We start from the raw sequence: 12,146 nt of genomic DNA on the forward strand, positions 1-12,146 counted from the left end.
GAGGCTTTTTGTTGTACATCGTTTTTTACCTGTTTCTGCCAAAAGAGGCAAAAAATGACCATAGGCCTGCTACTCTTCCTCTCCTTCTTTATTGACCTTTAACACCGGCGTGATGACAAACTCATGAATGCGCCAACTCAAATCCTCTACTTCTTTCTTTAATTGTTGAATGCGCAGGGGCAGGTTCTCTTCTTCCTGAGAGTGATGAGCCTTTACAAAACCCTCGCCTAAGTAGATGTGTCCTTCTTCGCGCATTCTAAACGTAAAGTCCTCTACCCAGGGCTGTTTTTCAAAAATGTTGTGAACGTCCTTTAGCAGCGGGTCGTCTTCCTGGTCATCTACTTTCTTGGGAGTCTGGTCAATGAGGTCATAAACGGCTTGCTTTAGGTTAGTGAAACCGTCTTTGAGAATGTCTAGTGAAATGATCAAGGCCGCCGTGGCATCTGCCCACCACCAGCCCATGCCTATGCCCCAGATGCCGCCAATGGCTGCGGCCGCCGTCATCCAGTCGGCTTTGTTCATTTGGGCGTCTGTGTACAGGTTTTTCTCATGCAGGGCTTTGGCCAGCGGCAGCTTCATCTTGCCCAGAATAAACGACGGCACCGTTCCCCAGAACATGACCAGCATCATCATATACCCCAGCCAAACCTCACGCCCAAAGATGACCACAATGCCAATGGTGGGATGCTCCTGTTTAATGAGTGTCATAGCCGAGTCTACTAGCAAGAAGCCACCCACCACAAACAAGGCCACCGCGCTCACCAGATACGCAATGCTGGCTACCTTGTGGTAGCCATACGGGAATTCCTTATTAGGCTCTTTCTGTACCAGCCGGGAGGCAATCAAAAACGAAATGGCCGGCGTCAAACTCAAAATATCTTCAAACCAAGCGGTCTTCATGGCCTGTGAACTGCCCATGGTCACAAATACCAGCAAAGAAGTGATGATGAGGTAGACAATGGTCATCCACTCCAGCTTCTTGGCTTTCTTGAAGACAGGCAATAACTCTGGCGGGTATTCAAATTTTTCCAGGGTTTTCATGGCTGTAGACGGGTTTCAATGACAGACTTCTGCGAATGCAGGAATTTTTCCAGGGAAGTGATGAACGCGTTTTCTCCCTTAATGACGCAGAAAACGTGCTTCTTCTTCTCCAGCTCAGTGTAAGGTCTGGTGAAGGAGATGTTCTTCTTCCAAGGGGTGTCATCGGTGATGCCCGCAATGACCATGTGCAATTGGTTCTCTTCCAGCGCGTGCAGCAAATCCTGCTCAGTGTCTTTCTTCCACTCTATCTGCGCGTTGACGGTCTTAGCATACCCACGCACCAAGTCAGCCTCCAAACCCGAAGGTCCATTGGCCCCATCCACTACCCATGGTGCATTCTCTGAGTAACCTACCACTAAGGTACCACCCGTTACTTTGGTCAAGGTGTCTTCGGGGTCTTTGGGGTACTGGGTACAGCCTGCCAACAGCCCGTATAGGCAGAGCGACAGCAGCAGGCGTAGTTGAACAGATTGCTTCATGACATGCACAGGTTAAGAGTAGCCATCCTTCCAGAAATTTTAAGCCAAGCTTTAAACATTTCCCGGAAACCGCTGTTAGTACGCGCCATTACTAGCAATGTTATTTTACCACCAATTGCCCTAAACAGAAAAGCGCCGTTTTTGGCCTGATTTCTAGAAATCAGGCCAAAAACGGCGCTTAGCAGTAGAAAGGTATATGTGCTTATAGACCGGCTCTCTTAGCGGCTACCTTCACAGAAAGCACGGCAAAGGAAATCACGCTCAAGGTACTAACCGGCATGAGGATGGCAGATACGATGGGTGAGAATTCGCCCATGACGGCCAAGGTCAAGCCAATGATGTTGTAGACAAATGACACCCCGAAGGCGGCCAGAATCAAGCGGCGGCTGGTTTTAGAGAATTTCAAAAAGTGCGCCAAACGTGACAAATGGTTGGCCTCCAGAATGCCGTCACAAGACGGCGAGAAGCCGTTCACCTGATCCGTCAAAGCTAGACCCACGTCGCTTTGGCGCAAGGCCCCGGCATCGTTCAAGCCATCCCCCACCATAATAGGCGACTGGCCCTTCTGCTTTAGTTCCTGGATGAACTCCAGCTTCTGCATGGGACTCTGGTTGAACCGCATCTCAGCATTCTCCCCGAAGAAGGCCTGCAAACGCTCGCGTTCGCTGTCATTGTCCCCAGACAACACGGCCAGCTTTTTGGTCTTGCCCAGCTCCTGCACCAACTCCTTCAAGCCCGGACGGTACACGTTCTCAAAGACAAAATAGCCACGCACTTCTTCGTTCAAGGCCACAAACACGCGCGTCTGCTTGGTGGGCGTTTCGGTTTTCAAGGAATTGGCACCCACCCATACGGCAGACCCAACCTCTACTAAATTGTCAGCAATCCTGCCAGAAAGGCCTGCCCCGGTTTTCTCCAGAAAGTCCAGCACGGGCAATGGTGCGCCGGTCAAATGCTGGTACAAGCGCTGGCTCAAAGGGTGCGTGGAATGCTTGAGCAAAGACCGCACCTGGCGTTGCTCATCTTCCGTCAATGCCTCGCCCACGTAAGTGATTTGCGAAGAACTGGGCTCGGTGAGCGTACCGGTTTTGTCAAACACAATGGTGTCTGCTTTGGCCAGGGCCTCTACTACTCCGCTGTTTTTCAAATAGAATTTATGTCGGCCAAAGATGCGCAAGGTGGCACCTAGCGTAAATGGCGTGGCCAAAGACAAAGCACAGGGACAGGCAATCACCAGTACTGAGGTAAACGCTTTAATAGCGATGTCTGTGTCTCTGGGAATCCAATACCACAGCGCACCGGCGGCAATCAAAAGCGTGACGGTCAAGAAGTATTTGCCCACGGCGTTGGCGTAGTTCTCAACGGTGTTCGTTTCTTCTTTCTTGTAATTAGTGTTGTTCCACAGCTGGGTCAGGTAGCCTTGCGAGACTTCTTTGACCACTTCCAGCTCAATGCCTTCGCCCAGCTGCCGACCACCGGCATAGATGACCTCGCCGGCTTTTCTGCCTACCGGCACAGACTCACCGGTCACGAAGCTGTAGTCAATGTTGGCCGTACCGCGCATGAGCACCGCGTCTGCCGGAATCAGCTCCTGGTTGCGCACCAGAATGCGCTGGCCTTTCTGCAGTTCTTTGACAGAGATGGGTTTCTCCTGCCCTTCATCCAGGACCGTGACGGCAATAGGAAAATAAGACGTGTAGTCACGGTCAAAGGCCAGGGAGTCATAGGTGCGGCGCTGGACGTACTTGCCAATCAGCATGAAAAACACCAGACCGGTGAACGAGTCCAGATAGCCCGGCCCGCGGTGCGTGAGGATGTCATACAAGCTCACGCAGAACAAGGACAGCAGGCCAATGGCAATGGGCACGTCTAGGTTGATCATACGCTGTTGCAGACCCTGCCAAGCGCTAGTGAAGAATCCTCTGGCGCTGTAAACAAACACCGGCAAGGCCAAGGCAATGTTAATCAGCCCGAAGAACTCACCGTACTCTTTCTGCAAACCACCAAAGTATTCTGGAAAGCTCAACAGCATCACGTTCCCAAAACAGAAGCCCGCCAAGCCCAACTTGTAATAAATGGAGCGGTCCTTTTTAGGCGCAGGCGCCTCCATGTCTGCCAAGGTGATTTGTGGTTCATAGCCAATGTGGGCCATGAGCTCTACTATCTGTGACAGGGAGGTGACGGCGTGCTCAAAGGTGATGGCCGCTTCTTTGCGCAGGAAGTTCACGTGCACATCGGTGACGCCCGTGTTCAAGCGGTTGAGGTTCTCCAGAAGCCAGATGCAGGAACTGCAGTGCATCTGCGGAATATGAAACGTGATTTTGCTAACCGTGCCGTTCTGAAAATCCAACAATTGTTGCTGCACCTTGGCGTCGTTCAAATAGGCAAAGCGCGCCGACAGCACCGGGTCTTTGACCGAAATGCCGGGACGCTCCTCCAGGCTATAATAAGTGCAAAGGTTGTTTTCGGCTAATAAAGTATATACCACTTTGCATCCTTCGCAACAAAAGTCCTTATCTTCAAAGACAATGGGCGTGCCTTGGCAGTCATCGCCGCAATGGTAGCAGGTGTGGAGGGCGGTCTCTAGATGTGCGGTCTGGAGCATAAGTTTCCTCATTTTAAATTCAACACAAAACTACCGCCCACCAGCCACCACGAACATGATAAATGTCACCTTGCGCTTTGACCTTGCTCATCTGCTTTGCCCGTTGTTTGCCAGACATTTGTCATGTTGAAAGTACAATAAGGAAGTTCTGCACGTCACGCATAGGGTTCTTGCAAAAGCAATTCTTACGCCTACACAGAATAGGAGCGTTTTTGGCCTCATTTGGGGAAATCAGGTCAAAAACGCCCGCCCTTCCTGCCGCCTCCCTGTCTTGCGTCTGACTGGCTTGGTTGTTTTCTATCACCGCTAACGTAAACGGTTATGCGCTCTCACACCAGAACCTTCATCCTCATTGCCGCCTGCTTTTTGTGGGCCGGCCTCATCATAGGCATTTCTTTCATAGAATCGCCCGCCAAGTTCAACGCGCCCGGCATGACGCTGTCTTTGGGTTTGGGCATAGAAAGACTGGTATTTAGTTTGATGAACAAAGTAGAGATTGCCCTCTGCACCATTCTGCTAGTGGCCATGTGTTTTAACGGCACTACAAAAAGGGAATGGATAGTGGCAGGCGTCTTAACGGGCGTACTGTTTTTGCAGACCAACTGGCTGTTGTTGTCCTTAGATGTGCAAGCCTCAGCCGTTGGTACCGGCCAAAACCCACAACCCAACAGCTTGCAATCCTTGTACCAGGCGCTGGAGCTGGTCAAAACGATGTTACTATTCATCCTCGCTTTTCTGGCGCATAAGCTCACCATCATCCACAAACACGCAGACCGCCTGAAAGCCCATCGGCTACAGGACCTGGTTTCTTAATACCACCCACGTAAAAACACTAAAACTATGGCACCTGCGCACCTACAAGCACAATTGCAACTCCCTGACCTGGCGGGTCAACTGGCATATTCTTCAGAGAGATTCCAGAGCAAGATCCTCTCTGACCAGGGATTCCAGAAAGTCATCTTGTTTGCTTTTTCTGAAGGGCAGGAACTGAAGACGCACACCACGCCCATAGATGCGCTGTTGTTGGTGCTGGAGGGTGAATGCTCTTTTACCTTCCCGGAGGAAGGCCTGGAAAAAACGTTGAAGACCGGGCAGATTATTCAGATTCCGGCAAAAGTGCCCCACTCTTTAAAAGCGCTTTCTGATTTTAAGATGGTTTTGATTAAGTAGAGCCTTTGGCCTAAATGCCCGGGGATATTGCATTTCTGTTTTTAGGCTGGATTCTGTAAAACAGGCCAAAAACGCCTATCCCTCCCGCAAGCTTCTAGCTTGTGGTTATTCATAGAGACAAGTTTACCAACTTGCGGTACCGGGGCTTATGACAAACATAAGTTGAAAACTTGCCCCTTGGTAAGCTCCAAGCTATAAGCTTGAAGCAGGAATAGAAGATTGCATTTTTGGCTTTTTTTCCAAGAAATAGGCCAAAAACGGACTACGCGCTTTTTCTTTGGCTTACGCTTGTGCTATCTCAAATTTGTAGCCCCTGCCGTGGATGGTAGTGATCTTGACGCTTGAGTCTGGATGCAGGTACTTGCGCAGCCGCGAGATGAAGACGTCCAAGCTGCGGCCCACAAAATAGCCGTCATCCTGCCAGAGGCGTTGCAGGATCTCCTCGCGCCGCAGCAACTGGTCTGGGTGTTGCACAAAGAGCCTTAGCAGTTCAGCCTCGCGGTCTGTGAGCACATGAGTTTGTCCGGCCACATGCAATAACAGGTTCTTGAATTCCAGCGAAGAGGCGCCAAATAGATGCGTGTCTGTCGTGACAGGGTTTGGAGCAGTTTCCGTGGGTTTGTTGGTTCGGCGCAGAATGGCTTTTACTCTATAGACCAGTTCCTCTAGCCCGAAGGGTTTGGTGAGGTAATCGTCACAACCCAGCTCAAAGCCCTGCAAGCGGTCTGCCTTCAAAGCCTTAGCCGTCAAAAACATAAACGGCACTTCGTTTTTCTGTTGGCGTATTTCTTGGGCCAGGGAAAAACCGTCCATTTTGGGCAACATCACATCAAGCACGCAGAGGTCAAATGTAGTTTGCTGGATGGCTTGTAATCCTGCCTCGCCATCAATACAAAGCGTCACAGCATACCCTGCACTTTCCAGGCTATCCTGTAGCAAAAATCCCAAGTTGGGGTCGTCTTCTACAATGAGGATGTGGGCCATGAGAAATTTTTAGATACAAGGATCAAGATGCAAGACTTTTCGTTTTTGGGCTAATTCTGGTTAAACAGGCAAAAAACGCTAGGCCCTTACAACAACCACCTGTTTCCTATATTTCCAGACCTGGAAAATTACGCCCGCCGCTAAGCCTAACAACCCTCCCAGATAACTAAACCCATGCACAAACCCGACAAGTATATAACTGAAGCCTTCAGTAATCTTGACGTCTGCGGGAACATAATCTGTTGGCTCAAAACTGTACTGTTCATAGGTAGATGAATCCAAATAGTCTCCCAAAAAATAAGCTGGCACGCCAATTATGGGAGTGATAAACGCTATGACCAACGCAATGCCCAATGCCTTTAACGCAACGGACAACATTAACTTAGGCGTTGGAAACAAGAAGGAGACCAGCCCGAAAATGATACCAGCTAGTAAGCCTAAATACCAAGTGGCTAGAAACCCTACCAAGGCTACTCCTACCCTAGGAGAATTTGCAATAAAATGCTCCAAGCCAAATTGGTAAAACTTCAGCTTGGTATAGTATTCTTTAGAAATGAAATAGGTGATTTGGTCATGAAAAATACCGTAGGAACTTACTATCAAGGTAGATAGAAAGATGATGACGTAGAGCATTTTAAACTTCTCAGACATATAATATCCACCTTCAATTAGGCAACACCAGATTAAAACAGGTCCCCTGCTGCTCAGCGCTTTCTACCGTCACGTGGCCGTGGTGGGCGTCCATGATGGCTTTCACGTAGCTCAATCCCAGCCCGAAGCCTTTGACATTGTGCACGTTGCCGGTGGGTACGCGGTAGAACTTGTCAAACAGAAATTTCTGGAACTCCTGCTTGATGCCAATCCCGCTGTCGCGCACGCTGATCAAGATGCCTTGGGCAACGTCTTGGGTGGTAATTTCAATATCAGGGACTTGGGGCGAGTACTTTTCGGCGTTGTCCAGGAGGCTATAGAGGGCGTTGGCCACGTGCAGGCTGTCGGCGTGGACCAATGGTTGGGTGGCTTGGAGGTTGAGCCGTAACTGACCGGCCCGTTGCTGCAGGCGGGGCGCCAGGTTCTGACTAGTCTCCTTCAGAAGCGCGTGTACGTCTACGGTTTCTTTTTTGAGCACCAACTCGCGGCTTTCCATGGTGGCCATTTGCAGGACGCGTTCTACCTGCGCGCGCAGGCGTTCGTTCTCAGAATAGATCAAGTCATGGTACCGGGAGAGACGGTCCGGGGAAAGCGTTTCGGGGCGCTTGCGCAACACCTCGCTGGCCAGGCCAATGTTGGTGATGGGCGTCTGCAACTCATGGGTGAGGTTGTTGATGAAGTCGGTTTTGAGTTCGGCCAGGCGTTTCTCGCGCAGAATCTGGAACATGGTATACGCGAAGAACAGCACCACCAACAGCAAGGCGCCGGTAGAATACCACCAGAATTCCATCTCGCCCAGAATCACCGAGGTCTTATTGGGGAACACCACCGCCATGTTGTACAGCTTGGGCGCCTGCCCCTCTTCATGCCGCACTACCGCAGGTGGCGTCGTAGCCAGTTTCCTCTGCGTGGCCGGTACGTATTTCCCGAACATCAGGGTATCATCCAAGCTATTGTACAACCCAAATTCATAGGCTTCCTGCAGGTTTCGTCGGCCTAGTTCCTGTTGCAACAAGCGCTCTGCTTGGGCTGGGTCAATGGGTGCGTTGAGCTCAGCGAGGTAATAATTAGAGGCAATTTGTTTGATGGGCTTTTGCGCCGACGTGGAACCGCCTACCGTGGCCAGCAATTGGTCAGAGACAGTGGTGAGCGCCACTTGCACGCGGTGATTGAAAGCTTTCTCCTCTACGCTGTAGGCCTTGGTGAGCCAGACCAGCTGGGCACTCAGCAGGGCCACCAACGAAACGCTGGCCAATACCAGAATGATTTGAATTTTGCTTCGGCTCATGGCTTAAAGGTAACCAATTTCTAAATGGGAGGCGCACCGTTAACATCTCATTAACATCATTTTACAATCCATTAACCTAGGTGCATTCCCTGGCGCTCTACCTTTGCCTACAAGGTATTCAGCAGAGTTGGCCAGGACTATAAACACCTGACTCCATTTCACTTACGAACTCGCTAAGCATTTCAGGCACCTTATACGTCCCAACTTTTCAACGCGATTCCGGCTGATATCCTTCTAATACTCCTTTACCAGAATTCCCTATGCTACTGACCAAACCTGACGCTCAAACTAAAACGATTATTGGTAAGACTTACCCTGAAATACTCTTCGGGAGAAGGCAGTTTGTGCCTTTGTTGTTGGGGATGGCAATAATTGCGGTTGGCTTTATGTGCATGGCATTGGACCCAACGCCGCAGGGCTATGGTTTTCTGGGCCTCACGTTGGGACCGTTGTTGGTAGTCATCGGGTTGATGCTTCCGTTTTTCGGCATTTTCCGGGATAACAGGCCAAAAACGGAGGGACAGATTTTACCAAAGCAAACTGAGGAAGAACAGAATGCCTGGAAGTCGTTTCACCGTTGGAACCTGTTGGTTGGCTGGGCCGTGGGCTTGGTAGCGCTAACGGTTTATGTTTTGACCTTGGAGCCTAGCACCAGTTTTTGGGACACGGGTGAGTTTATTGCGGCGGCCTACAAATTGCAGGTACCGCATCCGCCGGGGGCACCCTTGTTTTTGTTGATTGGCAGGTTGTTCACGCTGTTGAGTTTTGGCGATGTCACCCAGGTGGCCTGGTGTATGAACCTGCTGTCTGCCCTGAGCAGCGCAGGCACGGTGCTGTTTCTGTTCTGGAGCATCACCTTGGTCGCCAAGCGGCTGCTTCCCATTTCCCCAGAAGGACCAACCAAGGCCCAGCAAGCTCTGCTATTGGCCAGTGCCACGGTGGGCGCTTTGGGTTTTGCCTTCACGGACTCGTTCTGGTTTTCTGCCGTAGAGGCCGAAGTCTACGCAATGTCCTCCTTCTTCACGGCCATCGTCTTCTGGGCAGCCCTTATGTGGCAAGCCAAAGCCCATACCCCGCAGGCCGACCGCTGGCTTCTATTTCTAGCGTATTTGGTAGGCTTATCCATTGGCGTGCATTTGCTCAACCTAGTTGCAATTCCGGCCATTGCTTTACTGGTTTATCTGCAACGCAACAAACCCACCAAGCGCGGAATTTTTATTTCCCTCCTCATCGGCGGAGCCATTGTGCTGGTAGTGATGGAAGGCGTGATTACGGGCTTGCCTACCTTGGCCGGTAGCTTTGAAGTCTTTTTTGTCAACACCTTCAGCTTGCCGTATGGTAGTGGCGCGGTGTTGTTTCTGGTGCTGCTGGCGATGGCATTGGTGTTAGGCTTGCGTTGGGCCAAGCAACATGGCAAAGCCATTCTGCATACGTCTTTAGTGGCCTTCATCTTGATTCTGACGGGCTACTCTTCTTACCTGATGGTGCCCATCCGGTCTGGCTTTAACACGCCTATTGACGAAAACAACCCTGAGAACCTGCTCAGCTTTGTGAGCTACCTTAAGCGGGAGCAGTACGGGTCCAGGCCGTTGTTGTACGGACCGCAGTTCAATGCCCAAAGCCAGAATTATGACAAGACGGGCGCTGTCTATGCTCCCCAAAACGGCAAATATGAAGTGATAGACACCAAGTTTGAGACTACCTATCTGGCCCAGGACAAAGTTCTCTTACCGCGTTTGTATTCACCAGAGCCGTCCCATCTGCGGGCGTACCAGCAATGGGTAAACGTAGAGGCGGGCCAGAAACCCAACTTCGGGCAGAACCTTACGTTTCTTTGGAACTACCAGTTGGGTCACATGTATTGGCGGTACTTCGGGTGGAATTTTATTGGGCGAGAACATGACACCCAACACGCCGGCGTGCTGTGGCCTTGGGAACAGAAACACGACGTCCCTGCCCCGCTTTCGGTCAGTAAAGCCAGAAACCAATTCTATCTGTTACCCTTGCTCCTAGGCGTTTTTGGCCTGTTTTCCCAGTTTAAGTGCAAAACCGCAGATGCCTGGACGGTGCTCCTGCTTTTCTTCTTCACGGGCGTGGCCATTGTGGTGTACCTGAACCAACCGCCCGTGGAACCTCGGGAACGGGACTATACCTTTGCCGGCTCCTATTACGCGTTCAGCATTTGGATGGGGCTAGGCGTTCTGGCCATCGCCGAAGGCTTGAGAAAAGTAATTCAATCTGATGTTACCAGAGCGGTTGCGGCCACCTTGTTGGCGTTGTCGGTGCCGGCTATTTTGCTAGCCAAAGGTTGGGACGACCATGACCGTTCAGGCCGTTCGCATGCTATGGACAATGCCCGTAATCTGTTAAGTTCTGTAGCGCCAAATGCCATTCTATTCACCAACGGCGACAATGACACCTTCCCGCTATGGTACGCCCAGGAGGTGGAAGGCTTCCGGACGGACGTACGCGTGCTGGTCCTCCCCTACCTCAACACCGACTGGTACATTGAGCAGCTAAAAAAGCAAATGAACGCGTCTAAGCCGTTGGAAACCACCTTGGAGATGCCGCAATACGCGTTTAGCAACAACAACTATTTACCGTTTGTAGCGAACCCTAGCGTACAGGAAAGCGGAATGGACTTGCGTCAGTATCTCACACTCCTACAACAGAATCACCCTGCCTTGCAAGTGCAGACGCAGGACGGCAGAACGCTCAATACCTTGCCTACCAAAAGACTACAACTGGCGGTGAACGTGCAGGCGGTTCTGCAGAATCAAACAGTGTCTGCAGAGCGCATGGCTCAGGTGGCAAACGTCATGCAATGGGAGCTGCAGACCGATGCGCTAGAAAAAAAGCATTTGGTCATTCTGGACATCCTAGCCTCTAACAATTGGGAACGTCCCATTTACTTTTCCACCTCGGGCGGTGAAACGACTGAACTGGGCTTACAACCGTTCTTACAACTGGAAGGCATGGCTTTGCGCGTAGTGCCCGCCCGAAATCCTGATCCGGAGGCAGAAGCCTATGTAGACAGAGACCGCACTTCCCAAAGCCTGCTGCAGAAGTCCCGGTTTACAGGTCTGCAGAATCCAGACAACATATATGAGGATAACTTCACCACGCAGGTAGTGCCCATTTACAGAGGCAATTTCGCGAAGCTGGCTACTGCCTATTTAGAAAACAATGAGCTAGCCAAAGCACGAGCCGTCCTGCAAAAATGTCTCACGGCCTTACCAGATAAAGGCGCGCCGCACAATTTTGAAAGCGCTTCTTTGGTGTTGCCTTTGACGCAGGCCGGGATGCAGAAAGAAGCCAGCGACTTGACCAATTTACTAAGCCGCCGGTTTGACCAGTTGCTTACTTATTACAGCACCCAGCCGCCCTACTATGACCGCGAAAGACAGCTAAATTTGTACGGTCTGCAGTTATTGACTCAGGCTGCTTACAGCGCTAAAATGCCACAGGCCAAACAACTGGAAGCACTGTTCAACAAACACTACGTTTTAATTAAGAATTGAGAATTGAGAATGGAAGGAGTTAGGGAAGATTGGCCATTGTAAGGAAAGCGTTTTTGCCTTGTTTTCCGGTAATCAGCCCAAAAACGCCACTACCCCATACCTCCCTCCCGCAAGCTTATAGCTGGTGGGTAGAATGTTGCAAGTTTACAAACTTGCGCAACCGGGACTGATGATAAACGCAAGTTGAAAACTTGCCTGAATGAGTAGCTCCAAGTTGAAAACTTGAAGCAGGGAAGGGACAAAGTGTTTTTAGCCTAATTTCCGGAATACAAGCCAAAAATGGTTCTTTGCCTCTAGCCAACGCCCATCTAGCTGGCCCCCAAAATCTCTCGAGTTAGGTCTGGAATGTTCATCTTTCAGGATGACAAATGAGTGAGTGAGTGAATTATGGAGAGAATGAATGAGTA

General features: G+C 50.7%; 9 protein-coding genes. 3 read left to right on the plus strand and 6 right to left on the minus strand.

Going from position 1 to position 12,146, the window contains the following annotated elements; all coding sequences use genetic code 11:
* Positions 1-69: 69 nt before the first annotated feature.
* The 3 genes from ABD880_RS06560 to ABD880_RS06570 form a co-directional block, all read right to left on the minus strand.
* Positions 70-1,041: a cation diffusion facilitator family transporter gene (locus tag ABD880_RS06560; RefSeq protein WP_345163862.1), complete on the minus strand. Its 972-nt coding sequence runs from the start codon at positions 1,039-1,041 to the stop codon at positions 70-72.
* Entirely contained in the window at positions 1,038-1,520 is a 483-nt protein-coding gene (locus ABD880_RS06565; protein WP_345163864.1) for a transporter substrate-binding domain-containing protein, read from the minus strand. The genes ABD880_RS06560 and ABD880_RS06565 overlap by 4 nt, the downstream gene beginning before the upstream one ends.
* A 202-nt stretch (positions 1,521-1,722) precedes the next feature.
* Positions 1,723-4,125, minus strand: a complete 2,403-nt coding sequence (locus tag ABD880_RS06570; RefSeq protein ID WP_345163867.1) for a heavy metal translocating P-type ATPase — start codon at positions 4,123-4,125, stop codon at positions 1,723-1,725.
* A gap of 321 nt (positions 4,126-4,446) precedes the next feature.
* On the opposite strand from ABD880_RS06570, the gene ABD880_RS06575 reads away from it, so the two are divergent.
* On the plus strand, positions 4,447-4,938 hold the full coding sequence (locus ABD880_RS06575; protein WP_345163870.1) for a hypothetical protein: 492 nt from the start codon (positions 4,447-4,449) through the stop codon (positions 4,936-4,938).
* 27 nt (positions 4,939-4,965) lie between these two features.
* Positions 4,966-5,295: a cupin domain-containing protein gene (locus tag ABD880_RS06580; RefSeq protein ID WP_345163872.1), complete on the plus strand. Its 330-nt coding sequence runs from the start codon at positions 4,966-4,968 to the stop codon at positions 5,293-5,295.
* Between the two features lie 282 nt (positions 5,296-5,577).
* Here the strand turns inward: ABD880_RS06580 and ABD880_RS06585 are convergent, their stop codons facing one another.
* The 3 genes from ABD880_RS06585 to ABD880_RS06595 form a co-directional block, all read right to left on the minus strand.
* Positions 5,578-6,279, minus strand: a complete 702-nt coding sequence (locus ABD880_RS06585) for a response regulator transcription factor (RefSeq protein WP_345163875.1) — start codon at positions 6,277-6,279, stop codon at positions 5,578-5,580.
* A gap of 78 nt (positions 6,280-6,357) precedes the next feature.
* The gene (locus ABD880_RS06590; protein ID WP_345163878.1) at positions 6,358-6,930 is read right to left on the minus strand and encodes a hypothetical protein; all 573 of its coding nucleotides are present in this window, start codon (positions 6,928-6,930) and stop codon (positions 6,358-6,360) included.
* Between the two features lie 13 nt (positions 6,931-6,943).
* Positions 6,944-8,218 (minus strand): sensor histidine kinase, encoded by a 1,275-nt coding sequence (locus tag ABD880_RS06595; RefSeq protein ID WP_345163881.1) that lies wholly within the window; start codon positions 8,216-8,218, stop codon positions 6,944-6,946.
* 260 nt (positions 8,219-8,478) lie between these two features.
* Between ABD880_RS06595 and ABD880_RS06600 the strand changes: the two genes are divergently transcribed.
* On the plus strand, positions 8,479-11,739 hold the full coding sequence (locus tag ABD880_RS06600; protein ID WP_345163882.1) for a protein O-mannosyl-transferase family: 3,261 nt from the start codon (positions 8,479-8,481) through the stop codon (positions 11,737-11,739).
* Positions 11,740-12,146: the final 407 nt, after the last annotated feature.

The sequence above is a fragment of the Nibribacter koreensis genome (genome assembly GCF_039541795.1).
Lineage (GTDB): Bacteria > Bacteroidota > Bacteroidia > Cytophagales > Hymenobacteraceae > Nibribacter > Nibribacter koreensis.